Genomic DNA, 25,891 nt, shown 5'->3' on the forward strand with positions numbered 1-25,891 from the left:
GGCCCCAGCTTACCCTCCTTTGATTCCTCAGAGTCTTGAAGCGGGGGTCTTACTGCCCGTTAGACTGCGAAAAATGAGGGGGCATTTGCGGAAATTTTAAGCAATATGGACAAGGGCTCTTTCCTTCTTGTTTCCCCTTCATATATTAGTAGGAGAAAGGAGTGAAACCCATGTGTCATTATTGTGTTGAAGAATATTATTACAAGAAAAAGGTCTGCTGCAAAAAGAAAGAAGAGCCTGAACATCACGGCTGCAAGAAATGTACAAGCGATTTTAAACACCACTGTTCCTGCAAAAAATGTTCCTTTGAGCATAAGAGCTGCTCCTGTAAAAAATGCACACCTGAAATTCATCATTGCACCTGCAAAAAATGCTCATTTGAACGGCATTACAGCAGGCTGTAAAAAATGTTCCCACAGCTCTCACTATTAATCCGGTAAAACAGCGGCCAGCACTGCTGACCGCTTTCTTTATTTTTTTGCTGCGCCCTTCAAACCCATCATCAAAAGGCGAATACCCAGAAAAAAGAGAATAAAGCCTATGAACGAATACGTATGCTTCCAATGTATGAGCACAAACATATCTAATAAGCTAAATAACGGTTCAATGATATAAGCAAACAGAATTCCCAGGACCACTGCTGCGGCCGCATAGCTTTTCCATGTGCTGAAGTACTGATAGATCAGCATTCCTGACACTGGAATGACCACAAAATCTGCCGGCACTAATGGAGGTAAAAAGTGAAACAGTTTATCCGGATATCCCCATAAAAGAAAGCTCACTCCCACAACATCGAGGAAACAGGCGAAGATCGCACAGATTAAGCCGAAAGTCATAATTTCAAATAACCTGCCCTTATCCACCAGCCTCCACCAAATAAAAAATGGCAAAATGCTCGAAGCCAGCAGCAGCCACCAATTAAAACTGAACAAATCCTCATGTACCCAGTGTTCAAGAGAAATATCTCTTAATTTCTCCCTAAGGGTCTGCTCATCTTTATATGAAGGAATGCGGCTCATCTCATCACCTGCCATTTCTTGTTGGTATCTTGTTACTCATTTTCCCCTATGTAAAGAGTTACATACAGTAAGCAGATGGTTTTAGTGAACTATTGGCGAAAAGAGGTATACCAAACTTAGCGATCATATGCATCCTCATTAGCTTGGCGGACGGAGCAAACTTCAGTCCCATAAAAAAACGGCCGGCAGAGCCAGCCGCTTTCATACCTATTGCTGTCCAGTATAAATCTTGATTGCATCCCTTAAAAACTCAGCGGCACCCGGCCGGACTTTATCATAATAAGCTTTAAACCTTTCATCTGCCACATACATTTCCGCCAGGCCTGCGTGGGCTTCTTTGCTGTATTCGCTCCAATAATATGTGATCCATTGCTTATGCAGGCCGGCTGCTTTTTGAGCAAGCTCTCCTGCCGGATCACCCTTTTCCATGGCCTGGTCCAGGGTGCTGTTTATCTCTTCAGCCAGCTTGACAACGGCTTCATGCTCCTCCCGCGTCATGTTCATAAGTTTGGCATTCGACTTCTCAACCGTCTCCTCACCATATTTTTCGCGGATTTCCTTTCCGTATTGCTTCTCATTATCTTCAATCATTTTCTTTTTGAACCCTTCAAACTTTTCTTTATCTGACATGGTCGTTCTCCCTTCCGCTGACGCGATCGTTTTTTCTACATTCGTAATAAGCAGATCAAGCTGCTTTCTTTTCTCAAGGAGTCTCTCGCGGTGCTCCTTCAGTGCATCCGCAGCATCGAAAGCAGGTGCTGTGATGATATCCTTGATCTGATCAAGGCTGATGCCAAGCTCTCTATAAAATAGAATCTGCTGAAGTCTGTCAACTTCCTTTTGGCCATAAATCCGATATCCCGACGAATTGGTTCTTGCCGGCTTAAGAATCCCAATTTCATCATAATACCTGAGGGTCCTCGAGCTGACCCCGGCCAGCTGCGCGAGCTTCTGCACAGTGTATTCCATGCGATTGTCCTCCTTTCAAGAAAAGCGGAAGCGCCTCCGGATGAACTTCAGCTAAAAACCGCCACGTCCTGTGGCGAACGCTGAAGTCAGCACATCCTGTGCAAGCCTGACAGGCAAAAGACAAATCACGCAGGAAACCTGATTTCTGGAGTGATTTGGCTTATGACACCGAGGGCTAGGCGCTGCAGTTAGACAATGAAGTTATAGAAAGTACTTTCTGTTACTAACGATACACCTTTACGCAGCGTGAAGGTCAAATGGTTTTTTGCTATTTATTCTATTTTTTTCAGACGGAAAAAAAGGCCTACACTGCGCTTTAGTGCAATGTCAGCCTTTCTGCAAATACAGCTGTACTCAGTTATTAATCATAAAGGCCAAATCCCAGCTGGTCACTGGTTTTCGGTATATGGAAATAAGTGTAAGCAAAATGCCTGCCACCCCCTCCAGCATTCCCAGATTGACAATTTTCTTCTCGGCATTGTCACTAAAATTGTGATCATAAAAGCCTAATGGGGCATCCTGGTCATACATATCCACGATCATGTTCAGGAGTTTGTCCCGTTCTATTCTTAATGTTTCGTTTCCACTGTCCTGATACATAAGATGAGTTAGTCTTAAAAGTCCAGAAAATCCATGACAGAAGGTAGGGGAGTAGATATTCCATTTCTTCATCGGTTTAGAAAATGTAGCAAGAAAGGCATCCAAAGCAATCTCTTTCAGATCATCCCGATGAAGCCCTTCACCTGCCAGCCACATTGCCCTTGCCGCACCTGGAGACCCATAGCACCAGGCATCCCTATGATAGTCTTCTGATTTTGAACGATCTTTATTAACCTCTTCTTCCCAGCTGATGATGGATGGAAACATGACGCCATATTCATCATACCGTGTGTGTGAGCAGAGCCAGTCACTGATTTTATGCATTGCATCTCTTTGCCCAGGGATCTGGATTCCTTCTTTCAGGCAGATTGCCATGGCAGCCAGGACACCCGCAATCCCATGGGACATGCCACAGTTGAATTTCGCCATTGTGCCGGAATCTGAAGATGAAGGATCTGCTGAGATGCACCATCCTGGAACCATTATCCCCATTACTTCTTTATCTTCACTAAGCAACACTAAATAATAAAGGATTTTAACAAGAGCTGCTTTCGCCCATTCTTCCTCTTTAAATATCAGTAAGATTCCTATCGTGCTGCACCATCCCTCGATCACGTCATAATCTGACATTCCAAGGTCTTTTTTGGCCATCGTTTTTTCTAGTTCAGCTGGGTACATTTCACAGAAGAAATCGATTAATTGATTAATGAATCCCTTATACCTGGTACCCTCTTTGGAAAGTGCATGAATTCCCAGGAGGATACCGGCCAGGCCGCTCCACATGGAGAGGGAATGGATCCCATGTTTTTCAATTTCCTCTTTAATCCCAAGCACGTAATCATGCCCAGCCAAATCCCAGCCGGAGCTTTTCCTGAAATCATCCATTTCGGCCATAGCCACACACATTGCCGGATATCCATGTGAGAGACTAAGAGGCTCCCATGGGTAATGCTTTACACCATTATGCATAATAAAGTTTTCCTTATCCTGAATAGCTCCGCTTACGGTTTTCGGATCCTTTAATTTAGTAGCCAATTCAACGGCTATATCTTCAGTTCTTTTTCTTAACTGTTCTCCTGTTTTCCCTTTTACCTGTATCATACTAATTTTTCCCCCTTATACGCCCTGCAACTCCACTTCATCTCTCACCAGTGCATTTACTTGTGTATCGTACAAATCTTTATAGAGGCCATTTAAACTGATCAATTCTTCGTGTGAGCCCATTTCAATGATCTCGCCGTTGTCAAAGACAATAATTTTGTCAGCAAATTTCACTGAGGAAAAACGGTGAGAAATGAATAATCCGATTTTGTCTTTCACTAAATCCTGAAATCTGGAAAATATATCGGCCTCGGCTTCCGGATCTAAAAAGGAACTTGGTTCGTCAAGGATATAAACGTCAGCTTCCCGCATGAATGCTCTGGCAATGGCAATCCGCTGCCACTGTCCTCCCGAAAGCTGCTGGCCGTCTTCGAACCATCTCCCAAGCTGGCTGTCTAATCCCTTATTAAGTTTATTTATAAGCGGCAGCACACCCGATCTCTCAGCTGCATTAAGAATGCTTTCATCATCCTTTATCTTTTGAAGATTTCCAAATCCTATATTGTTTCTGGCAGACATTTCATAGTGGACAAAATCCCGGAACACGGCTCCTATCCTTTGGCGAATGGCTGATTTGCTATAACTCCTGACATCTTGGTTATTGATCAAAACCTTACCTTCATAAGAGCTGTATAACTGAGTTAGAACCTTTACCATTGTTGATTTTCCTGAACCATTCTTCCCCACAACCGCAACTGTTTCTCCTTTTTTCAGAGAGAAAGTGACATGCTTTAATGCTAAATTGGGAGTATTGGGATACACAAACGAGACATTTCTGAATTCTAAACTTCGAATCTCTCCCAGCTCTTCCGCATTCGAATCGTCTTCTTCTTTCACTACTTCCAGGTCTAAAAAAGCAAAAAGCTGTTTCATATATAAGCTATTTTGACATAATGACAAGACACCCTGAACAACCCCTTGAGAGTTTCCCTGTGTCATGGTTACTGCCTGTATCATTCCTACCAGATTCCCGATCATGATCTCTTGATTAAAAGCAGCAAAAGCGATCATGAAAATAATAATGGCAGAGACCAGTTCATTTAAAAATTGAAAACGGATGGACATAAACGAACGTTTCTTGGCAATTTCTTTGTCTTCTTCAAAGAACCCCGAGAAAATCCGTTTATACTGATCAATCAGATAAGAGCCCAGCTTAAACAATTTTACTTCTTTAAAGCTATTGTCTTTGGTCAGCAAAAACGACAAATACCAGGATTCTCTTGTTTTCGGGGCTCTTCTGAAATGTATATCAAACTCTTCCTGCCCTAATTTCAAAAAAGAAATAAAGGAAACGAGCGGAAAGACAATCAATAAACAGGCAACCCACCATTTCCAGATGATCAGGATGGCAGCAACAGAAAAAAGAGTTACAGCCTGGCTGATTAAGGACAGGATCTGGGAAAATATCTGATATGGACGGTAAGATGCCTCCGACTGGGCCCGCTTTAATTTGTCCTGTACATCGGCATTTTCAAATGATTCCAAAGGAAGATCATTTGATTTACTCATGATCGTTTCATTTAAGCGATAACCTATGAGACTTTCATAAAGCCTTTCAACATATCCTCTCAGGACAGACACCAATTCATTTAGAATAGTGGCACCCGCCAGCAGGCCAAAGCTGAAAAAAACATCTGAAAAGGCACCGCTATTCTGTGAACTGACAATACTATTAATAAATTCCTGTGTCGCGATGATCACAAAGGCAGGGATAAGTCCCTGAAGCAGGGAGCAGCCAATAATGAGAATAAAATAGAATTTATTGATCTCCCAGAGAAGCTTGAATAGCCTGGGCCAGTAAGAAAATGAACTTAAAATACTTTTAAAGCTGAAATTAGAAGAATAGTATTTTAACTCATCCATTGTTCTGCTTCTCCTTCTGATACCTTAAATGGTATAAAGTGTGCCTCGCGAGTGTAATGATTTTCGTTTCGCGCGTGCGGTCAACTCCAATCAGGCGGTTTATGTGCATATGAATGACGCTTCCGATCAGATCGTCTATATGATTGGCGAGGAGTCCTTGCCGGTTCGCTTCATTTACTTTATCAGCATAAATACTTAACGCTTCTTTTCTTATATTCATTAAAGAATAGAGTGTTTGCCCTTTTTCATCCTTCTGCAAATTGGCCCAATTGTCATCAGTGTTGCCATAACGCAGCAGTTCAGATTTCATCTGTTTAAATTCCTCTTTGTATTCCTTGTAATTCACACTATCATTGAGCCAGTTTAGCTGTTCTATGAAGCTGAGCGAGAATCCTTCGAGGATATCAATCACATTTAGTGCCCCAAATAGTTCTTCGCTTATGTCAATACGTTCAAATCTTCTAAGGCCTAAATATCGCGCTACGGCCTCACTGTCTTTAGAGAAGAATGTTTCAGCACTGCTGATAAGGTCAGAACCTCCATATCTTTCAATCTCGGGATCATAAGTATCAATGACCATCCGATTCAAAAGCCCCTCTTTTTTCATCGTATTGGCCCATTGATAGATCGAAGGGATTCCCTTTGCCACTAACAGATCCGGGTCCCCTTTCAGCCGAATTCGTATATGCGGGACTTCATCTATATAACGTATAAAGAATGCCTGATCAGCCCATCCATTCTCTTTAGCTTCTTCAGCCAATTTGCAGAATCCATTATATAGAAACTCCTCGACACGCTGATTCATGCCATACAGCTTGATATAGAGCCATTCGCTCCCCGGAAATTTAAGCCGTTGACCACCAGGGATAAATTCCTTCTTCAACTGCATTTTATTTTGATTCAGCTTGTTCTCGCTGGTTATGTGGTTATTTTTAACGAGAGGGAAAACAAATTCAGCAAAGAATGAATCCCCATTATTATTTTTTACCAATAGATTAGCCGGATCTTTCATTCCAGTTTCAGTGATCCTGATCGTCTGTCCCTTACTAAGTCGTTTAAAATCATACTCCAGTAATTCTAGATGGAAGCTGTTTTCCAAGTCTAATAGAACTCTATTATCAGAGCGGGTCTGATAAACATAACGGGGAATCTTCCTCTCTTTCCTCCACTTTTTAAAATAATCCATAAACTCTTTCCCGCTGATTTTTTGATCTAAATCCAATGTGAGCGGGTCCACTTTCCACTCGGCAGGCGACAGAAGGATATTTTTATATCTAATACCCGGTAGGGCATATGAATGTTCAAGCTCTCCCCAATCAAATGGCATCCAGTGTCTGACACCTTCTAAAGCAACTTCCCTTAGAAATCTGCATACATTTGGTGCGTTGGAATAATCGAGCATATGGCATGTGACAGGAATAATTCTTTTATTCAGTCTTTTAGACTTTAGATAAAAGGATTCCAGGTTGCATCCTACAACAATATCCTCTAGCGGTATCTGCTTTTCAGCCGGCTTGGATGAGTTTGTTCCCACAGCGATTTCATATTCTCTGGTATTCTTTGAAACCATCAGATTGGCTGCTCTTCCAGCAGGCGGCAGATAGACTAATTCTGCAAAAATCGAATACTTGTATAGCGATTGCTCTGTTTTGCTCGTGTCTGCCAGTTTAGTTTCAATCGAGTCATCCAATATATCGATAAATCTTCCGAACGTCTTGCCGGCAGCGGCTGAACCAGGGTTTCCTCCGATAATCATTTCATAATTGCCATCATCAATATCCGATTCATGCTTGGCTAATATTTGGAAATAGAGCTCCATGGAGATCGGCGCCTGGGATGCCGGGTCAAATTGTTCCATTTGCTCCTTGCCCGATAGCCTTTCAATATCCTGATCCGTCAGTTTAATTTCCATGCTTCCATCTTTAATTGCCCTTGTCATGAGTTCGAGTAAAACCTTGGTCCGGTATGGTGTGAATTTATCTCTTGTCTTTTTCATAGTCCTTGAAGAAGGCGGAAATTCATAGGTAGCAGGATATCCAAGGCCCATATCCTCATCCAACAGGGTCAAAAGCGGCACTTCCTGATAGGTTCCATAACGCTCTACAAAATCTTCCCTGTAGCGGTCAATGTGCTCAAATCCGCTGTGCGGAGGAGATAGCTTCCAGAGAGTTTCTGCAGCCAGTTCGACCGTGTCCTTCACTGTTTCACTTAGGGTTAGTGCCCGGGTGTTCATGGCTAAATCAACTTGAATTAGGTTTTCTGCATCTGTCACTTTTTTCATAGAGTTTTTTAAGTCAGTGAATATTTCCTCTCCCTGCCCTACTGTGGTGAGGTTATATTCATTGAACAGGGTCTCTACATTCTGCAAATCACTTAGAATGGGGTGATCTATTTGATTCTTGATGATTTTATTATTCAGATTACTTAAAGGGTTTACATCCATTAGGGAAGGTCGTATTTCGCTGATCAGGAATTCCTGTTTCAGCAGCTCTTTTATAAATTGGGTAATGGTATCAGTATCTGCCTGAGGATAACGTTCTTTGATGGTATGGACAAGAACGGAAAAAGCAATCGGTTTATCAGCCAGCCTGAAGACGTGCTCAACCACTTGAGTGAAGCGAATCGTTGGCTGTTTATTATAATTGTTCCCATCTTTAAATAACTGTCCAAAGCCAGTATGAAAAAGGAGCTTTACCCGCGTTCCATTATAGTAGAGTGAATGATTGCGCATAACCTGGAGGCGTAAGAGGACCTCATCCTCTTCTTCCAGAATGCTGATTGCCTTTAAAAGCCATTCCATATCAGGCCTGGCCCTCTTCTTAAACTGTCTGTTATCCGGGATGACTAAATCTGTTTTGTCTCCAATCCTGCCAGCTTCTACACCAGAGCATAAACCAAACGGTGTTGGGCGAGTGGACATCCTGATCAGATATTTCAGGGCTGACTTGATCAGCTGATTCTTCTTTGGCGAATCACTGAACTTCTCCAGCTTTATTAGAGAATGGTAGAGGCTCGGACTGGAAACATAGATGGCTTCTCTGATTTCCCGATTCTTCATTAATTGAAAGAGCTGTTCCTCCGCTTGTTCGCCCTCGAGGCTGCTCATCTCTGAATAGACCTGAAAGGGCATAAGAGGAGATCTGAGCATGAAATAATCCAGTAAGGAGTACAGCGGCTCTTCCTTTTTATTGTTCTTTTTTATTTTATTTCTTTCTTTCACGATCATTGCTTCTCACTCCTTTTTAGTCTGTCAGTTCCACTTCAACTTGCGTTTCCAGGCACAGAAAGTAACCTTGACCTCTTCTGGTTTTAATGATCTTAGGTTTATTGGGGTTTGCCTCTATCTTCTCGCGCAATTTGTGAATATACACATATAAATTATCCGTTCCTACTGTTTCATCAAAGCCCCACACTAGATCAATCAGTTTTTCCGAGCTGCATATTTTTCCTGAATGTTCAATGAGCGTTTTTAATATTCGGAATTCAAGCGAAGAAAGGACAATTACCCTGCCTCCCTTTATTAAAACCCGATCCTCTGTATCAAGCACGGTATCCTCAGTGAGCTTTACCAGCACATGATCCTTCCTAGCCTCGGAAGGCTTATTTTTTTCATGGATGATCCGAAGAGTGATCGTTTCCAGCAAGTTTTTATAATTCTTATTAAAGCTTGTCACAATAATAGAAATTCCATTATAAATTGTGACTCGCTTGAAAAAGCCAATAATATCCTTCTCAAGCATGCTCTCATCGATGACAATGGCAAAACATTGTTTAAGTAAACCAAAGGAAATGTCTCTCCAGTTTCGCAAGTGTAGAACTTGAAAATCGGCTATTTCACCTATAAGACCATGCTTCTCCAACGTATCTTTACAATTTGAAATAATCAGAATATTTATGGCTCACTCCTCCTTCGCAGAAAAGTTTTATTTATTGGCAACGTCATTATTCTTATATAAATGAAGGGCGTAAATAATGGCCAATACACCAATGACCGTGATGGATGCTACTCCAGAAAAAATGCTTTTCAGCTTATAATTTGTCAGATCCGTGACTACCAGGCTGAAAAAATAAGGGTTTAACAGCTGCCAGTCTCCTAAAGATGAGAAAAGCATTGCAATAGATGTTGTACAGCCTATTACAGCTGTAAGAATTCCTGCAACGATATTTCTAAAAGCGATGCTGGCCAATATTGTGATGCATACAAGCCCACACTGAGTAAAAGCTATTCTCAAACTGCCCAGAATCTCTGACTTTATGAAATTCGGAGGCGGCGGGATATCAGCAAAGAGAAGACATATGATCAGATTTACACTAAAAATCAGCAAACAAGAAGTCAGGATAAACAAGAAAATAATGAACACTTTACCTGTAAAAAAAGATGCTCTTGAATGCGGATAGGTAAAATGGGCTTCTGCAGTGCCTTCACGGTATTCCCTTGAGAAAATAAAACTTGCAATGCCTGCATAGAAAATCGGCGCTATGATAACCGTCAGCAGGAAATTCACAAAAACCAAAGATGTGTTCCAATTAAAGGCTGAGTCTTCCAATAATCCGGATAGCATGACATAAATAAGATTAAAAACAATGGGTATGAGAATAACGCCCAATATCATCCATTGAACAATTGTCCTTCGCAATTTCAGCAGCTCAGTCTGCAGGATCGTGATCATGAAAGATCCTCCTCCTTCGTGATGGATAAAAAATAGTTTTCGAGGGAATCGCGGGCATTAACCATTTCATATACTTCCACAAAACCATCAACCATTCTTGCATTTAACTCAGCTGCCTGAACACTGTTATAGATCTTGATTAGACCATTATTACATATGACATAGTCTGAGATTTTCATCTCATTCTCCAGGATGAACGAAGCTTTATTCACATTATTTACTGAGATTTGCAAGTATCTTTTTTTCTTTTCCTGCAAGGCTTCATAATTGAGTTCTTCAATTAATCTTCCCCTATGTATAATTCCGAGAACACTGAACAAATGATCGATCTCAGATAAAATATGGCTTGATAGTAAAATAGCAACCTCATAGTCGTTAGCCAGTTTCAGCAGGGTTTGTCTCAGGTCTTTCATGACCTGAGGATCCAGTCCATTGGTTGGTTCATCCAGGATAAGAAACTCCGGATAATGCAGCATCGACCTTGCAATCCCAAGCCTTTGCTTCATCCCCACTGAAAAGTCTTCCACCTTCTTGTCTTTGTATTGCATGAGGTTTAACTTCCTCAGCATTTCCTCGGTGCGTTTTTTTGAAGTGACTCCCATTAGCCGCCTGTGTATTTCCAGGTTTTCTTCTGCAGTCAGGTTATGATAAAAGTTGGAGTGGCCAATAAAAGAACCGATTTTCTCAAAGATGGATTGGTTTTTAGCCGGGTTTTTTCCAAATAGTTCAACCTTACCCTTTGTTGGCTTGATTAAGTGCAAGATCATTTTCAGGGTAGTAGTCTTGCCGGCACCATTTTTCCCGATTAAACCGTATATTTCCCCCTTTTTGATTGTCATATCTATATTTTGCACCACTTGTTTATTCTGATAGATTTTTGTCAGACCAAATGTCCTTAATACATCCATTCTCGCCCTCCTCTCATTTATGGAATTTATTCACCAAATAAGGTAAATATTAACTAACAATTAAAATATTACTATACTTTTTTTAAGTATTCCTAAACGATTTCTTACATTTTCCTTACATCTGCTCTTCGGCCATTAGAGAAAAGGAGAAACACGTTCTTTCATAAGGCTTGCTTGTAACATGGATTTGTCCATGTTGTTTTTCTACTAATTTCTTTGTAATGGATAAACCAAGCCCATTACCGGCATTGCTGCGGGATTTCTCGGCTTGAAACAGCCGATTGAATACATGAGGTAAATCTTTTTCCATTATCCCCTCACCTTTATCCCAGATCCCAATCCAGCAGAGTTTATCAGCTTGCTCGATATTCACTCCAATTACTTTACCTTCCGCCCCATATTTAACAGCATTTTGGATCAGGTTATTTAAGATTCTCTCAACAGAGCCTCTGTCACATCTTACATATAATGGTTCATCCGGCAAATCAATTACCGGGGTTATGCCTCTTCTTTCAAACTCGACAAAAAAGGCCACAAATACATCCATGATGATTTCCACAATATTTTCTCTTTGAAGCTTTATATCAATCTCTCCAGCTTCAAGCTGAGCAAGTTCAAAAAATGATTCAGTGATCGCTGTTAACTTCTGTGCCTTCTGATAGACCACTTCCAGATACTTCAGCCGCTCTTCTTCAGTCATTCTGCTGTTTTCCCGGTAAATAACCTCCATATATCCTAATATGGAGGTTAGAGGGGTGCGAATATCATGCGAGATATTGGTAATCATTTTCTTTCTTTCTATTTCAAGAAAATTAGTTTTCTCTCTGTTGTGATGATATTTTTCCATAAAACGATTAATCGAATCGATCAGACTTATTAATGGTGTGCTGGAATAGTGAATCCGTAAATGAGTCACAGAGTTTTTTGAAATGGATTCATCCAAATCTCCTTTTATTTTTTTGATCTGTTTATTGAGGGAAATCCTATCATACAAGAGTCCCAGCACAATAATGATTAACAGAATAAACATCGTCCACATCATTTTCGATCACCTGCAAACCGGTAGCCGATTCCCCAGACAGTCTGTATATATTCTGGTGCAGAGGGATCTGTTTCAATTTTATTTCGCAGGCGATTTATATGAACCATTACTGTATTGTCATCGGTATGGAAATCCTCTTTCCAGATGTGTGAAAAGATTTGTGATTTGCTGAATACTTTTGCAGGATGGGTAAGAAGGAGCTCCAGAATGGCAAACTCCTTAGCTGTTAACATGATTTTATTATTTTTAATTTTGACTTCATATGTATCACGGTTTAGTTCCAGATCATTAAATTTCAATAACTTCTGCGAATCTTCTTTTTTTGTTTCATTAAGATAGAGGTAGCGTCTAAGCTGAGCTTTCACTCTGGCAAGAAATTCCCCAATAAAAAAAGGCTTAGAAATATAATCATCAGCTCCAAGCCCTAAACCCAACACTTTATCCTGTTCTCCCCCTTTGGCGCTTAAGATCATCACGGGTGTATTTTTATGTTGTCTGATGTGCTGAAGAACTTCCAATCCATCCATCTGCGGGAGCATGATATCCAAGATAATCAAATCATAATGAAAACTGTTTATGCAATCCAGCGCCTCTTTTCCATCATTGACCAGCTGTGTATCATACCCTTCATTTTGCAGTGTTCTCTGAATTAAATGGCTGATTTCTTTGTCATCTTCGGCAACTAATATCTTCGAAAGGCTCATGTGTATCACCTCTAGTGATTATTTAGATACACTTTGATTCTAACACATTGTTTTTGTAAATTTTAACATTTCTCTCAAAATAATAAGAAAGGGCTATCCCATTTCAAATCTGCTCCATGAATCAGTTCAAGCATAGACAGACAAATTCCGGCGCTTCCTTCCAAAAGCCCTGGTTTATGCAGCATTTTATTTTCCGCATCAGTATATCCAAATGGGGCCTCCGGATTATAGCTGTCTATTATCTTATTTGCATAGTCATTCAGTTTCTCTTTATATATGGAAAAATGCTCTTCTTCTTTTCTCACCATTTTATGCAGGATATGCATGTTACCGGAAACTCCATGACAAAAACTGAGTCCGCTCACGCTCGTCTCTTTTAATTCCTTAGCGATAAGTGAAGTATACGCCTCCAACGCCTCACTTATTAAGCCTTTTTCATTCAGCGCTTTTCCAGCAAGATATAACGAATAGGCAATTCCAGGGAGTCCGTAGCACCAGGCATCCGGATGGTCTTCATTGTAGTTCGGCTGCCCAAATACTTCATGTTCAAATGAGAGAATATCCGGCCAGGAAATGCTTTCTCCCTTCACTCTTTTCTTGTTCACTAACCATTGGGAGATCTCCCATATCGCTTCCTTTTGCCCCTTTGCTTCGTACCCGTCAAGGCTGGCCTGGGCCAAACATGCAAGCGTACCCGCAATGCCATGGGACATTCCACTATTAAAGCTTCCATTGGGATACATCGTTTGATAGTCCTGATTGAATTGATAATGTCTCGGAATATACCAGCCTGGAACCACTTCTCCATCAATACTTATTTCATCTGCAAGACGGACTTGATTTTTCATTACTTCCTTATACAACCACTGGGCCGTTTCATTCTCAGGCAGCTCCCGCAAATATACTGCCAAACCTGAAAGCCCTGACATGGGATCATACCAAAAAGGGGAAACTCCTTTAGCTTCGCTGAAAGTTTCGGACCCTTCCCTTAAAAATTGTTCAATTCTTTTAAAAGCTAAACTGTTTAATTGCTGCAGGAATCCCGAATAGCGCGTCCCTCCTCTGGAAGCTTGCAAAACAGCGTAAGCGATTCCCGTTAATCCGCTATATAGAGATACATCATCAAGGCTATTCCCATTCATTTCCTCATGCAAAGCCATTAAATAGTCATGTATAACCTCATCCCAGCCTTCCTCAGGATAAAGCATGTCCATCTTTGAATAAAAAAGAATAAGGCCCGGATATCCCTGAGATAAAGAACAGCTATCCCAAGGGTTCCTCCCCTCTGAATTTCGGTTGGAGGCTGCACAGGCGGAGGCTTTAACCTGTGCAGGATCTTTCAATTTATATGCAATGTCATGGACGATCTGCTTCATATTCATGACAGTGGATGAACCTTCCAGATTTATCATAATTCCTCCTCCTAACACTTTCTGCTTCTATTTGACCCAATCTCTGCGATTCCACCGCAATAGTGTAAAAGAATAGGTGAGAACGATAACAAGCAAAAGAAACCATAAATATGAGAGGTCTGCCTCTAGCAGGAACACAAACAATTCCTGGCTGCCAAACAGCAGAATATCGAACAAATCGCTAAGATACACAGAAATGAAGAGTAAGAACAGGTAAGTGATAACAGTAATGATCGTATTCGGCAGTGTAACACTTAATAAACTGGCTATACCTATCAGGGCAACAAAAATAATGAATACACCAAGATAATATTTCACCTGATATATATAGGCTTCCGCCACTCCCATTACAGGTGCATTTTCATAATAAAAACTGACCGAATCCGCCTTTGGATAAAATAAGTATCCCGCAGCCGTGCCCACTGCAAAGGTGATTGCCATCATGACAGCCACCAGCACAATCAGCAGAAACCATTTTGCTAATAAAATGTCTTTTAATGAGAGAGGTCTGATCGCCACCAGGCGAAGGCCTCCAGACTGGTACTCGCCATTAATACTGTCGATGCACATTACAGGCAGTATGATGAGGACCATCAAATAATAGATTTTCTTCAGCAGAAAAATAGAGTAATTGAGTGAGTTGAGCGGTGCACTTTCTTCCATTGTAAAAAATAGGTTTTCTGCCAGCAAAGACTGAACAAGAATATAAATCATGAAAATGGAAAAGAACAAAATGTTTTTTTTTCGACTGAACATTCTTTGCCATTCACTGGAAAGCAATGGATTCAATTTGTCTCCCTCCTTCTAATGTAAGGAATCTCTTCTGGAGAATATGATTAGTGAAACTGCAGTCCCCAAAAGTATATAAGCCATCATGACAGCCAATATCCACCCTTTTAAAAACACTTGATCTGTAAGCATCTGAACAATTCCGCTAAACTGAATCTCAATTAAAGAAAAGTAGACGTACTGTGAATAGCCAATGGACTCTCCAAACATTCCAAGCAGTACTGGAAAAAGCATGGAAGCCAGCAAAAAACCGGCTGTTATCGCAAATGCCGTTGTGGATGATCTGCTTATGACTCCCACCAGAACCGCAACACTGGCTACCGCTGAAAGCGACAGATAGGAAAGCAGAAAATAAGCCGCACTATAGCCTAAAGAGTGTAAGGGGGATACAGGCTCTGGCTGAAAAAATAAGTAGACTTTTTCTGCACTGTCGAAAAAGAGCCATCCCGCAGCTAACGAACAGATAAAATAGGCACCAACGAGCAAAAAGAGATAAAGCAAAACGGAAAAATACTTCGCCCAAAAAACGCTTGAAAAACGAAAGCTTCTTTGCAAAACCATTCGAAGCTGACCGGTTCTGTATTCATGCGTGAAGCTCATGATAATGATCAGAACAGCCACGATATTGAAATAGAGCATAAAGACTTCCGCAATACTCATAACAGGGAAATTGGACCAGAACGAGTACTGCGGGTCCGTCTTCTCGAGTACTTCATTGTTTTCTCTTGATTGAAGGGCCGTAACAAGCACTAGGAAGGGAATGAGGATAAAAAAAAGAATGGAACTTTTTTTGCTCCAGAGACGTTCCCATTCACAAAGGAATATAGATCTCATTGCGTCATCAGCTCAATAAAGATTTCTTCCAGGTTTCTTTCGGATTTCTCAATGCTCGTTAACCCAATGTTTTCTTCAGCAAGTGTTCTTCGGAGATACTGAAGCTCATCTTCTGTACATATGGCCTGAAGTGTCCTGGAATCAAGCCTTTTGATCTGAATTTTCCCCTTTAACAGGGATAAGGCTTTATCCGGCTGTTCACAGCTGATTTCCCACCTGGCTTTTCCAATGAGATCATCAAGTCTTCCTGTCCATTTAAGCTCACCTTCATGTATCATGACAATTTTATTGCAGATATGCTGAAGTTCATCAAGCAAATGGCTGGATATTAGAAATGTCAGGCCTTTTTCATTTCTTAATCGCATTATCAGTTCTCTCAGGAACTTCATCCCCATCGGATCGAGCCCATTGGCCGGCTCATCCAGAATAATCACTTCAGGGTCGCCCAATAGCGCCTGGGCAATCCCCAGCCGCTGCTTCATACCGAGGGAATAAGAGGAAACTCTATCATTGCCTCTATCTTTTAATCCGACTAGCTCGAGCAATTCCTCCACTTTCCTGTTATGTTCTGATCTGGGGATATGGGGATGCAGCTTAATCAAATTTCTTAAATTTCCCCTCCCGGACATATGTCCGAAAAAGATCGGCGTTTCAACGATGGCCCCCACCCGGCTTAATGCCTGCTTCCGATTCTTTGATACAGAGTTCCCAAGCACCAGCACATCTCCCGCAGATGGCTTTACAAGCCCCATCATCACCCGGATCAGTGTCGTCTTTCCAGCGCCATTCGGTCCAAGGAACCCGCAAATATCCCCCTGCTCTAAATCAAAAGTAATCTCATGAAGCAATTTTCTTGTTTTTATTTTTTTGGAAACACTCCTCACTTCCAATACCTTCGGTTCCATGTTTGCACCTCACTCAGCTTCTCCTCCTCAGGAAAAGCGAACTATTTGTAAAAATAGTAACATGATCTATTTAAGAATCTTTTTCTTAATTCTTACATTTTTCTTAAGCCTAAAAAAATAACCCTCACACGTGCCAGGGGTACCTTTTACACTGCCTGCACGGCAGGCTCTTGGCCATACATCTCTTTATACAATCCATCTGCTGCCAGCAGTTCTTCATGTCTGCCCGCCTGGACAATTCTGCCATTCTCGAGAACAATGATGACATCCGCATCCTTTATGGTATTCAGCCTGTGGGCAATAATGATCTGGGTGCAGGCAATACTTCGGACCTGGTCATGGATATGGCGCTCATTCTGATTATCAACGGCACTAGTTGCTTCATCCAGTAAAAGAATCTGCGGCTCCTTGAGGAGCGCCCTGGCAATTGCGATCCGCTGGCGCTGGCCGCCGGAAATATCTGCGCCTCCTTCTGCAACAGGAGTAAAATAATGCATTGGCATGGCCATGATTTCATTATGGATTCCAGACCTTTTACAAGCTTTGATGATCTCTTCTTCAGTAGCCTCTTCATGATAAAGCGACACATTTTCAAGAATTGTTTTATTGAATATCGGCGTCTCCTGGGACACAACTCCAATCTGCTTTCGTAAAGACGGCAAATCCAGCTCCCGGATTGATATGCCATCAAAGCATATGGTTCCTGCGTTTGGCTGGTGCAGTCCAATCATAAGCCGTGCCAGCGTGCTTTTTCCTGATCCGGATGGTCCTACAATCGCAACTTTTTGACCCGGCTGAACGCTCAAACTGATACTCTGCAGACTTGGCTCGCTGAATTCGGAATATTTAAAGGTGACATCTTTTAATTCAATACTGCCCGATAGCTTATCCAGCTTTTTTAATTGTTTAGACTGATCCTGTTCCGGCCTGGCATGCAGAATGTCCCCAGCCCTCATTAAATAAGCCTTCAGCATTATCAGCTGGCTCACAGACCTCACCAAATTCTCGACTAATAAAAACAGGCTTCCGGCCATTGTAAAAATGGCGACCAGCGTTCCAAGTGTTAATCGGCCATTCAACATCTCCATTACACCTATCCATAAAATGATAAATGGCGCTATTGTCTGTATGCCTGCATTCAGACTGTCAAGCCAGTTCATGGCCGCATCTCTGGATTTAACCTTTCGGAGATACTCGACAAACCGTGAATTCCAATTTCTGTATGTTCTTTCTTCCGTTCCGGTGGTTTTGATGGCCGCAATATGGTAAATCATTTCACTCATGGCCCCCTGTACCGCCGTCTGTGCCATTACTGTTTCTTTAGACAGGTGTTTTAATTTCGGGTTAAAAACTAAAACGGTCGCTGCCGAGAGCAAAATTAATAAAAGAACGGATATCCCCATTGTCATTGAAAAATAAGCGGCAAAGGAAAACATCGCAACAATTAATAAGGAATCAAAAATGCTTGTGATCACATTGGCAGAAAGGATTTCCCGAATGTGAACATTGCTGTTGGCCCTGAAGATGAGGTCTCCAAAAGTCCTAAGCTGGAAAAACTTATAAGGCAAGGAGAGAAAGTGCTGAATAAACCTGCTCATCATCTGCAAATCCAGCGTGTTTTTCAGCCTGATCAAAACCTTTGTCCTTAAATAAGAGAAACAGGTTTGAAACAGGATCAAAAAAAACGTCGCCGCCCCCAGCAGAGAAAACAGATTAACATTTTTTTCATTCAGTGCATCAATAATAAATTTCGTGAGAATGGGCAAGCCCAGAGTGAAAATCTGAAGACACCCTGACATGAATAAGACAGACAGAATCAGTTTCTTATTTTGTTTCAGCAAGTAAGTATATTGCCTCCAGGCTTTTGTGCTGCTGTCTTTTTTCACAGCCCATAATTTGTCCTGCGGCTGGCAAAGCAAAGCATAGCCGTTAAATCCTTTCTCCATTTCAGTTACCGACAGCCTTATTTTCCCTTTAGCAGGATCGACGATAAAATACGTTCCATTTTTGATTTTTTCCAGGATTACATAATGGTTTTGTTCCCAATGAAGGATGGCAGGCAGAGAAACCGATTCGAGTCCGTCTAAAGATACCTTAACGGCGCTGCATGTAAATCCGACTGATTCCGCTGTTGAGGCTAAGTTGTACATGGAGATACCGTCTCTTCCTACGGATAGCCTTTCCTGCAATTCGTAAAAAGAGACAGAACTTCTGTAATACTTAGCCAGCATCTTCAGGCAGCAGATTCCACACTCCGACCGTTCCATTTGTTCCATAAATGGGACAGTGCGCATCGTTTTTTTCCTTGTCATTTATGGATCACCTCGAGATTTCCAAGCTGCAGGGAGAGCAGTGAAGGAACAGAATCCGGATCATGAAGCCTCAATAATTGGTAGCCTATTCCGGATAGCCCTGTCATAAACCCGGGTATATGTCCGTCCCAGATTAATGAGTCAGCAGATTTCCTTTTCTGTTCCAGAACGGAAGCTGCCATATTCTCTGCTATCTCCCGAAGGTTCTGTCTGTTTTCTTTTTCTGCAGCCAGCAGCAGCAGTTCGATATTTCCCATATCTCCATGACAAAGATTGATTCCCCTTCCAAAACCGTCCTTCAGTGTTTTATTAATCGCTCTTTGAATATCTCTTTCAAAAAGGGGATTACCCTGCCCCTTCATCATTAATCGGCTGATGCCGATTCCCGCTGCTCCGTTACACCAAAAAACAGGAATATCATTGGGTCCTTGCCTGTGGTCACTCCAATTTTCGTCTTCAGCGCAATACCAGCTATTTTCGTACTGAACCGCTTGCAGAGATGCTTCCTGAAAGTCTGGTCTCCCCGCTTTGTCAGCTAATACTTGAAGCGCCCAGGCAATGCCTGCTCCTCCGTGAGACAGTCCATTTAATGGCCGGTCAAATCCCGGAATAACCCATCCTATCCCTTCAGGATATTCGGTTTTGTGCTTCATTAGATGATTTCCGCATTTTATCGCTGCTTGAAGCGCATGCATTGATTTTGTCAGATCATAAAAATTCAGCAGGGCAAAAATGACACCAGCACTGCCAGACATGATATCGTAACGCCTGTCATAATCAATCTGTTTTTCAATATGGCCTATTACCTCACAGGCAAGTTCCTCGAAATTATCAAGGTTCCATAGCTTTTGAAAGTGACAAAGAGAAAGGAGAATGGATCCCCAGCCTGTAAATACCGAGATGCCATCATCGTTTGCAGGATGCTTAATCCTGTCCTTAACCATCTGAAACGCTCTCTTGGCCGCATCAGTATATTTCTCATTCTTTGCTGAACGTCCCAGATAACCTAAAAACAAGCTGATACCAAGAATCCCATCGTATAGACCGTAATGTAACGGAGACAGCCGGGCATCTGCCCCATGCTCTTTGCTTATCCCAATCCAGGTTGCATCTTTCTGCCCTTCTCCGTAAATAGCCCGCTTGCATAATAGGTTTCCTATTTCAATGGCCTCTTCTTTAAACCTTTCTTTGTTGACCTGCCCCTTTTCCAGAAGAACTGGATCAATAGGAGTATCTTCTGCTTTATCCTTCTTCAGAGTAGCCAGTGACATTTCTATGTATTCCAGCTGAGTATTCAAATCTTTCAAAGAGAGTTTCCTTATATTTTGGTCAACTAAGGTCCTGCCTGTAGTCTGGTAGAAATTTTTTATCTCTTCTTGTTGACTGGTCCATATACTTGTTGAATTTGGTTTTGCCGTAAAGTACGGTATATCCCCTGCTAAAAGGTCCTGCAGCTCATAAGGTATGACAAGATTGAGCATCTTGTTCACTTTTCCTGTATTCCAAAGCGGCATAAATAACCATTCCCGATCAAGGCCATTTTGCAGATAATCAGGATGGTAGCTGGTTTCCAGGAACGTGTGATAGATTTGTGTAGACCTGAGCACAACACGTACTTCTGCATGGTTAAATGCTTGAAGCGGTCCATTAGGCGAAAGCAATACATCTTTATGTTCCAGCATTATGGTATAGAGATCGTTAAATCCTTGCTGCAGTGGATCCTTATAATCTTCTAAACTCGGTTTTTCTGTTTTTAAGCGTGGGACATTTTTTCCATAGGAGGTTTGCCCTTTTCCTTTTACCAGCTTCATTTGATCTGTATAAATATCTTTGATCATAAATACATTGTGTGTAACTTCCTGCCCGCCTCTGCCACCTATCCCGCTTACATCCACACCATCCTGAACTTTATCGGCAGAAAATTGAACAGGAAGCATCATTGTTTTCAATACTGAACTGGATAAATTCTTAATTGCCTCGTGTACAGCGGTTTTTCTGGCAGGTATCGTTACTTCATTCTGAAATAATACTTCCAGGTCAACCAGCATTGGGTGTTCGCCATTTGCAATGATATTTTCATAATGAAAGTCCCCGGCATTAAGTATGTATAGAAGTCCGATTAACGCACCCTGTCTGTAATAAAAACGCTCCAATTCTTCAATCGATTCACAATCTTTATAATCAATGAATTCCATCCATCCATAATTCTTTCTGGAAATTACCTTTAAGGATTTCAGCGGGTGCTTCAGCCCTTTCTGGTTTATCCAGGACAAAAGGTTCTGAAAGGATTCATCAACTGCGATAGACCTTGGTTTATAAACCGCCTTTTTACCATTTTGAAACTGAATGATATGAACTGCATCCCCGTTCTTATGTGTATCCCCCATGCCAAATTCAATTGTTTTTATTACACTGCCTTGCGAGAAAATGGTTAATCCTTGATAGTCATCAATGAATCTCTTAATCATTTGATTGAAGGTTTTAATAAGCATGAGCGTTCTTTCAGTCATAACCCTTGCTAAAACAGGATAATGAATGAAAAACTTTTTTATGTCTTCATTATTGGTTAAAGAACTCTCAATAAAATATTGATATCTTTCTTTTTTCGTTTCACCCTGCAATTGCTCAAGGTATGATGAAATATTCAATTCTAAAATTAAGGTTTTTAAAGCAATAAATGATAAATGTTCATGGAGGTATCGGCTGAAGGAGGCAATCACGCCTTTTACATCAAGATAGTTATCCTCATTCCTATTGTTTATGTATTCTACTGTTTTCGTCTGAGCCCAACTTATAAAGGGCTTTACAAAAGGGCTGAATACCTTGCTTATATCACTGTCTATGTCATATGCAATTGAATATTCAGCCTCATGGGCAAGTATTCTCTCATAATAATTGCACCATTCTTCATTACACTTGGCGGATTCTTCTTTTTTCATTATGAGAGCGGCAAATTCGTCTTTAGTTAAATTTAAAGTGTTCAAGCATAGCTCGAATTGTTCTGGATAAACGATTCCAGATTTTGTTTTCCATTTTGACAATAATGTGTGGTCCGTTTTCTGTTCGCCGCTGCTTATTTGTCTTTCAATGAAATATTGGGCATTTCCATTTTGCATTCTAAAACCCCCTTAATAAATGTTAATAAAAATGTCAGGCAAAAAATTGCCTGACATCCGATTTACAGCATTTGAATCAATCTCCAGGATAGCATCTCACTACTGATGGACAATTTCTGATTGTAATTAGGATCGTGCGGCAAACCCAAGCAGTTTGAGGCTGTACATCCGCTCCGCCGGAAATGTTCTTTAGTTCTTCAGCATCTACCTGAGAAACCGGGTGCTCAAAATCAACTTCATTACGAAATTCAGGATTCCTTAAAGCTCTAACAACTAATTCTTTGGACATTCTAACTCCTCCTAAATAATGGTCATTGTCTTAAGACAACTTCATACTACCATCTAATTCTCTTAAGAAATCATAAATATTCTTAAGATTAAAATAATGTTAATTTAAGGATTAGATAGAAAATATTTACTATTATTTTAGTAGAGTGATAAATGCAGTCGAAGTCTTTGCGAGCACAACCCATCACTACTAATACTTTTTTGGAGGGATTTTTGTGAAAGAGAATATGTTTGATCTGGATGTACAAGTATTAAAGGCGGCTAGCGGAGAACAGCCTGATATCAAGAGCAAGCTTTTCTGTACTCCTGGATGTGTAGACCAGACAACGAAAACAAGCTGCTGCTTAAAATGTAAAACATCTCTTTGCAATAGCAATATGTCTTGCTGGTAAGCAGAAAAAAGGGCTAATGAGGATCACCTCATTAGCCTTCTTTATAGTCAAGCTTCGATTTTTTTAACCAGTATGGCTGCAGTCACTTTCTCTGATAGGCATCCTTCCAGATCCTTTTCCTTGATAATCTGCAGGTCCAATGCCGATTTTATTTTGCGTTCATCAGGTTTTTTCTGGATTAATTCAGGTAAATTCAATCCCTCTAATCGTTTTACGGTTTCTTCGGTGTCAAACTTCTCCGTCCTTCTAATCTGCCTCTGCAGCTTGTAGCTATCAATCTTGACTTCCCCTTTTTCATTCTGTCCCACTGCTGTATCGAAATACTGATGGAAAAGGTCTTTCAATTTATCCAATTCTGCTTCAAGGTCTTTTTTCCTGCGGTTCAGCTCATCAAAACGGGCCAGCATCTCTTTTGTAATCATGGTTGGATCGCCTCTTTTCTTGGATGATACTTCATCTTATTTAGGAAGCGGAGAATTTATGCACAATTAAAGAACGTACGTTCTTAAATGCATACTCATTAGAGAAGATGTAAAATGGAATTAACTAGGAGGGTACTTAATGTTTTTGATGATTTTTTGGGGAATTGTCGGATTGTATGTTTTGTTTTCACTTCTCATTCTGCCCATGCAATACCGTTTTTTGGTCAACCTTAAAGAGATGGAGGCCAAAAATAAAGCGAAGGGGAAAACACAGGGAGAAATGTATGACAGCATGAGAGTGGATGAACTGGTTCTGCATGAGAACATGCAGGGAAACCCGATCTTTTTTCTGGCCAATTTGCTGGCATCGGTTATCTATCGAATTAAGCATTAAATAGCCTGGCAGGCTTCCACCAGGCATTTTTTTATTGCAATTCCTCCAGCGCAATCGTCTGGTACGATTGAAAAAAGGAATCGCAGAACATATCCCACTCTTCAGCCGCGTCCATGGAAGCTTCGCTCACTTCCCCGCACACCGGGCGCTGCAGGAGATCCGTCAGCTGCTCCGCAAATCGATCAATCGTTTCCTTAGAAGCACCTGCAAGCACATTTGACACGAATTGCTCCGGCGGATACCAGTCTGCCACTCTCTGAATATCCCGGTAAATTTGCGTCAGCAGCAGATTGCGCGGCCCTTCCCACTGCTCATTGACGACGACATCCCGGAAGATGCGCGGCAATGATGAGAATTCCTCCATGACACCATGGCCGGCAAAGACAGAGATAGCATCGCGCACCACCTCTGCCCCTTCGTTTGTGGCACAGATTTTCTGCAGCAGCACCATCTCCCTCAAGTTAAAGAGCTGTTTTCTCCGTTCGAGCGGCTGATCCTCCGGAATCCCGGCATTCAGCGGCTGGTCAAGGCTGAGGAATAGATCATAGATTTTAAAAGCGCCTGCAGCTGTCCGATGTGCGGCATTTTCTATTTTTTTCAGCGTTCTCGCTGATAGCGGGTAATCTTTTACCTTTTTGCCAAAAACAGACCGGAAATCGCCATAAAGATTGGCTTCCCGGGCTGCACGGAGCATAAAGGCGGCACAGGCAATTCCGATTTCAAGGCGGGATAGGGTCAGAACGATGCCGGCTGCAACGGCCACCCCTTTTCCTGCCGGGCCAACCGGGTAAGCAAGAGCCCCATTATACTGAAATTCCCCTGTCGGCAGCTCGGCCGTACCCATTTTCCACTTGATCCGGTTGATTTCATAGTCATTGCGCTTTTCCTTCTCCTTATCACCAGGCAGCCAGGACGGAACAATGAACGTGGACACTTTATCAGTGCCGGAAATTTTCGCAGTGACGACGGAATAGTCGGCATGTGCAACCGAGCAGAAAAATTTATTGCCGTAAAGGCGGTAGTTTTTACCATCTGGAACCGCCTCAAGCACATTGGCAGGCAAATCGGATCCTCCCTGGATCTCCGTCATGAATTGGGCACCGATCGCAAAGTCCCCGTCCAGTCCCTCTTTCGTATGCCGTAAAATTTGCTCCAGCTCAGGAATATCTTCATTCGGATATTGTTCAAGAAGTGCAATTAATCCAATCGTGCATGTCAGCGGACAGGCGACACCCGCTTCCCCCAGCTGATGAATCAGCATCCGCTTCGCGAAACTTTCCCAGGATGGCATACGGCTTGAAAAAAGGCCTTCCCCGAACACTTCTTTTTCCAGCTGATGCGTTTCCATTGGACGGACGACACGGTCAATGCGGTGATTGAAGGCATCAAAATGAAGCATATACGGACGGGAATCAGGACTTGCCGCTCTCTCGGCAAGCGTGTTCCATTTGGACGAAACAGCCGGAGAAAAATCCTGCAGTTCATTATGTATCTGTTCATATTGCGAACCTGCATACTTTTTTAAGGCCTTTTGCAAAAAGGGATCATCCTTATACCAATCCTGTTTGGCACGCCGATTTAAAAACTCATCAAATGTGTATGAATTCCTGCCTCTTATCTGCTGGTCCCGGGAAGTTATCGTCATGGAAAAATCACTCCTTTTTTGATTGACAAATACTAATTTTCAGAATTATTATAAAACTAAGTTAACGTTAACGTCAACTAGGAGGATACATAATGCCAGAAGAAAAGGTTTTTACCATCAGCGAGCTTGCGGCAATGTTTGACATCAGCTCCAGGACGATCCGCTATTACGAGGAAATCGGAATGCTGACTTCGGAAAACCGCGACAGCCTGACCAAGCAGCGCACCTATACCAATCGGGAACGACGGCGCCTGAAGATGATTCTGCGGGGGAAAAAACTCGGCTTCGGCCTTCAGGAAATCAGAGAAATGATTGAGCTGTATGAATCGAACCCGGAAGGCGAAGCGGAGAAAAGCAGAATTATTGCATTTGCTGACAGCAAGCTGAGGGAAATCGAAGAACAGATCATGCAGCTGCAAATGCTGCGGGAAGACATTTTGACGTACAAAGAAAAGTATGAAAACAGCCGGGTGAAGACATAAATTCTTTTTTAATAAGGGGCTGAG

General features: G+C 41.7%; 22 protein-coding genes and 1 pseudogene. 3 read left to right on the forward strand and 20 right to left on the reverse strand.

What is annotated here, in order from left to right:
• Nucleotides 1-59: 59 nt before the first annotated feature.
• From BFI01S_RS22865 to BFI01S_RS03505, 18 genes and pseudogenes are all read right to left on the reverse strand, one after another.
• Nucleotides 60-314, reverse strand: coding sequence for a hypothetical protein (locus BFI01S_RS22865; RefSeq protein WP_142753054.1), 255 nt, complete (start codon nt 312-314; stop codon nt 60-62).
• Nucleotides 315-470: 156 nt separating this feature from the next.
• Entirely contained in the window at nt 471-1,019 is a 549-nt protein-coding gene (locus BFI01S_RS03425; protein ID WP_061791426.1) for a CBO0543 family protein, read from the reverse strand.
• Between the two features lie 207 nt (nt 1,020-1,226).
• Nucleotides 1,227-1,988 (reverse strand): MerR family transcriptional regulator, encoded by a 762-nt coding sequence (locus tag BFI01S_RS03430; RefSeq protein WP_061791349.1) that lies wholly within the window; start codon nt 1,986-1,988, stop codon nt 1,227-1,229.
• A 354-nt stretch (nt 1,989-2,342) separates the two neighbouring features.
• Nucleotides 2,343-3,689, reverse strand: coding sequence for a lanthionine synthetase C family protein (locus tag BFI01S_RS03435; protein ID WP_061791350.1), 1,347 nt, complete (start codon nt 3,687-3,689; stop codon nt 2,343-2,345).
• Nucleotides 3,690-3,704: 15 nt separating this feature from the next.
• On the reverse strand, nt 3,705-5,552 hold the full coding sequence (locus tag BFI01S_RS03440; protein ID WP_061791351.1) for an ABC transporter ATP-binding protein: 1,848 nt from the start codon (nt 5,550-5,552) through the stop codon (nt 3,705-3,707).
• On the reverse strand, nt 5,545-8,778 hold the full coding sequence (locus tag BFI01S_RS03445) for a lantibiotic dehydratase (RefSeq protein ID WP_061791352.1): 3,234 nt from the start codon (nt 8,776-8,778) through the stop codon (nt 5,545-5,547). Before BFI01S_RS03445 ends, BFI01S_RS03440 begins: the two co-directional genes overlap by 8 nt.
• A gap of 16 nt (nt 8,779-8,794) precedes the next feature.
• A complete protein-coding gene (locus tag BFI01S_RS03450) occupies nt 8,795-9,412 on the reverse strand; it encodes a winged helix-turn-helix domain-containing protein (RefSeq protein ID WP_142753053.1) in 618 nt (205 codons plus the stop codon).
• Nucleotides 9,413-9,475: 63 nt separating this feature from the next.
• Nucleotides 9,476-10,222 carry an ABC transporter permease gene (locus BFI01S_RS03455; RefSeq protein WP_061791354.1) on the reverse strand — a complete coding sequence of 249 codons (747 nt, stop codon included), beginning with the start codon at nt 10,220-10,222 and terminating at the stop codon, nt 9,476-9,478.
• The gene (locus BFI01S_RS03460) at nt 10,219-11,130 is read right to left on the reverse strand and encodes an ATP-binding cassette domain-containing protein (RefSeq protein ID WP_061791355.1); all 912 of its coding nucleotides are present in this window, start codon (nt 11,128-11,130) and stop codon (nt 10,219-10,221) included. Before BFI01S_RS03460 ends, BFI01S_RS03455 begins: the two co-directional genes overlap by 4 nt.
• A 115-nt stretch (nt 11,131-11,245) precedes the next feature.
• Nucleotides 11,246-12,172 carry a sensor histidine kinase gene (locus BFI01S_RS03465; protein ID WP_061791356.1) on the reverse strand — a complete coding sequence of 309 codons (927 nt, stop codon included), beginning with the start codon at nt 12,170-12,172 and terminating at the stop codon, nt 11,246-11,248.
• On the reverse strand, nt 12,169-12,876 hold the full coding sequence (locus BFI01S_RS03470; RefSeq protein ID WP_061791357.1) for a response regulator transcription factor: 708 nt from the start codon (nt 12,874-12,876) through the stop codon (nt 12,169-12,171). The genes BFI01S_RS03465 and BFI01S_RS03470 overlap by 4 nt, the downstream gene beginning before the upstream one ends.
• 74 nt (nt 12,877-12,950) lie before the next feature.
• The gene (locus BFI01S_RS03475; protein WP_061791358.1) at nt 12,951-14,288 is read right to left on the reverse strand and encodes a lanthionine synthetase C family protein; all 1,338 of its coding nucleotides are present in this window, start codon (nt 14,286-14,288) and stop codon (nt 12,951-12,953) included.
• A 27-nt stretch (nt 14,289-14,315) separates the two neighbouring features.
• The gene (locus tag BFI01S_RS03480) at nt 14,316-15,077 is read right to left on the reverse strand and encodes an ABC transporter permease (RefSeq protein WP_061791359.1); all 762 of its coding nucleotides are present in this window, start codon (nt 15,075-15,077) and stop codon (nt 14,316-14,318) included.
• 15 nt (nt 15,078-15,092) lie between these two features.
• Entirely contained in the window at nt 15,093-15,911 is an 819-nt protein-coding gene (locus BFI01S_RS03485; protein WP_061791360.1) for a DUF2705 family protein, read from the reverse strand.
• Between the two features lie 224 nt (nt 15,912-16,135).
• Nucleotides 16,136-16,816 (reverse strand): annotated as a pseudogene (locus BFI01S_RS03490) (ABC transporter ATP-binding protein); the annotation flags it as partial.
• 146 nt (nt 16,817-16,962) lie between these two features.
• Nucleotides 16,963-19,128, reverse strand: coding sequence for a peptidase domain-containing ABC transporter (locus tag BFI01S_RS03495; protein ID WP_061791361.1), 2,166 nt, complete (start codon nt 19,126-19,128; stop codon nt 16,963-16,965).
• A complete protein-coding gene (locus BFI01S_RS03500; RefSeq protein ID WP_061791362.1) occupies nt 19,125-22,244 on the reverse strand; it encodes a type 2 lanthipeptide synthetase LanM family protein in 3,120 nt (1,039 codons plus the stop codon). Before BFI01S_RS03500 ends, BFI01S_RS03495 begins: the two co-directional genes overlap by 4 nt.
• Before the next feature lie 76 nt (nt 22,245-22,320).
• A complete protein-coding gene (locus BFI01S_RS03505) occupies nt 22,321-22,533 on the reverse strand; it encodes a class II lanthipeptide, LchA2/BrtA2 family (protein ID WP_061791363.1) in 213 nt (70 codons plus the stop codon).
• 214 nt (nt 22,534-22,747) lie between these two features.
• On the opposite strand from BFI01S_RS03505, the gene BFI01S_RS22230 reads away from it, so the two are divergent.
• Nucleotides 22,748-22,924, forward strand: coding sequence for a gallidermin family lantibiotic (locus BFI01S_RS22230; protein WP_082804459.1), 177 nt, complete (start codon nt 22,748-22,750; stop codon nt 22,922-22,924).
• Nucleotides 22,925-22,971: 47 nt separating this feature from the next.
• On the opposite strand, the gene BFI01S_RS03510 is transcribed toward BFI01S_RS22230, so the two are convergent.
• The gene (locus BFI01S_RS03510; protein WP_061791364.1) at nt 22,972-23,346 is read right to left on the reverse strand and encodes a hypothetical protein; all 375 of its coding nucleotides are present in this window, start codon (nt 23,344-23,346) and stop codon (nt 22,972-22,974) included.
• 139 nt (nt 23,347-23,485) lie between these two features.
• On the opposite strand from BFI01S_RS03510, the gene BFI01S_RS03515 reads away from it, so the two are divergent.
• Nucleotides 23,486-23,740, forward strand: coding sequence for a DUF3949 domain-containing protein (locus BFI01S_RS03515; RefSeq protein WP_061791365.1), 255 nt, complete (start codon nt 23,486-23,488; stop codon nt 23,738-23,740).
• Nucleotides 23,741-23,771: 31 nt separating this feature from the next.
• On the opposite strand, the gene BFI01S_RS03520 is transcribed toward BFI01S_RS03515, so the two are convergent.
• Nucleotides 23,772-25,385 carry an acyl-CoA dehydrogenase family protein gene (locus BFI01S_RS03520; protein ID WP_061791366.1) on the reverse strand — a complete coding sequence of 538 codons (1,614 nt, stop codon included), beginning with the start codon at nt 25,383-25,385 and terminating at the stop codon, nt 23,772-23,774.
• Between the two features lie 92 nt (nt 25,386-25,477).
• Between BFI01S_RS03520 and BFI01S_RS03525 the strand changes: the two genes are divergently transcribed.
• Nucleotides 25,478-25,867 carry a MerR family DNA-binding protein gene (locus tag BFI01S_RS03525; RefSeq protein ID WP_061791367.1) on the forward strand — a complete coding sequence of 130 codons (390 nt, stop codon included), beginning with the start codon at nt 25,478-25,480 and terminating at the stop codon, nt 25,865-25,867.
• The last annotated feature ends 24 nt before the right edge of the window (nt 25,868-25,891 follow it).

The sequence above is a fragment of the Cytobacillus firmus NBRC 15306 genome (genome assembly GCF_001591465.1).
GTDB lineage: Bacteria > Bacillota > Bacilli > Bacillales > Cytobacillaceae > Cytobacillus > Cytobacillus firmus.

Bases quoted from the DNA above. Each gene is read 5' to 3' on its own strand.
- BFI01S_RS22865 (WP_142753054.1), bottom strand. From the start codon at position 314: ATGCTCAAAGGAACATTTTTTGCAGGAACAGTGGTGTTTAAAATCGCT.
- BFI01S_RS03425 (WP_061791426.1), bottom strand. From the start codon at position 1,019: ATGAGCCGCATTCCTTCATATAAAGATGAGCAGACCCTTAGGGAGAAA.
- BFI01S_RS03430 (WP_061791349.1), bottom strand. From the start codon at position 1,988: ATGGAATACACTGTGCAGAAGCTCGCGCAGCTGGCCGGGGTCAGCTCG.
- BFI01S_RS03435 (WP_061791350.1), bottom strand. From the start codon at position 3,689: ATGATACAGGTAAAAGGGAAAACAGGAGAACAGTTAAGAAAAAGAACT.
- BFI01S_RS03440 (WP_061791351.1), bottom strand. From the start codon at position 5,552: ATGGATGAGTTAAAATACTATTCTTCTAATTTCAGCTTTAAAAGTATT.
- BFI01S_RS03445 (WP_061791352.1), bottom strand. From the start codon at position 8,778: ATGATCGTGAAAGAAAGAAATAAAATAAAAAAGAACAATAAAAAGGAA.
- BFI01S_RS03455 (WP_061791354.1), bottom strand. From the start codon at position 10,222: ATGATCACGATCCTGCAGACTGAGCTGCTGAAATTGCGAAGGACAATT.
- BFI01S_RS03460 (WP_061791355.1), bottom strand. From the start codon at position 11,130: ATGGATGTATTAAGGACATTTGGTCTGACAAAAATCTATCAGAATAAA.
- BFI01S_RS03465 (WP_061791356.1), bottom strand. From the start codon at position 12,172: ATGATGTGGACGATGTTTATTCTGTTAATCATTATTGTGCTGGGACTC.
- BFI01S_RS03470 (WP_061791357.1), bottom strand. From the start codon at position 12,876: ATGAGCCTTTCGAAGATATTAGTTGCCGAAGATGACAAAGAAATCAGC.
- BFI01S_RS03475 (WP_061791358.1), bottom strand. From the start codon at position 14,288: ATGATAAATCTGGAAGGTTCATCCACTGTCATGAATATGAAGCAGATC.
- BFI01S_RS03485 (WP_061791360.1), bottom strand. From the start codon at position 15,911: ATGAGATCTATATTCCTTTGTGAATGGGAACGTCTCTGGAGCAAAAAA.
- BFI01S_RS03495 (WP_061791361.1), bottom strand. From the start codon at position 19,128: ATGACAAGGAAAAAAACGATGCGCACTGTCCCATTTATGGAACAAATG.
- BFI01S_RS03500 (WP_061791362.1), bottom strand. From the start codon at position 22,244: ATGCAAAATGGAAATGCCCAATATTTCATTGAAAGACAAATAAGCAGC.
- BFI01S_RS03505 (WP_061791363.1), bottom strand. From the start codon at position 22,533: ATGTCCAAAGAATTAGTTGTTAGAGCTTTAAGGAATCCTGAATTTCGT.
- BFI01S_RS03510 (WP_061791364.1), bottom strand. From the start codon at position 23,346: ATGATTACAAAAGAGATGCTGGCCCGTTTTGATGAGCTGAACCGCAGG.
- BFI01S_RS03515 (WP_061791365.1), top strand. From the start codon at position 23,486: ATGTTTTTGATGATTTTTTGGGGAATTGTCGGATTGTATGTTTTGTTT.
- BFI01S_RS03520 (WP_061791366.1), bottom strand. From the start codon at position 25,385: ATGACGATAACTTCCCGGGACCAGCAGATAAGAGGCAGGAATTCATAC.
- BFI01S_RS03525 (WP_061791367.1), top strand. From the start codon at position 25,478: ATGCCAGAAGAAAAGGTTTTTACCATCAGCGAGCTTGCGGCAATGTTT.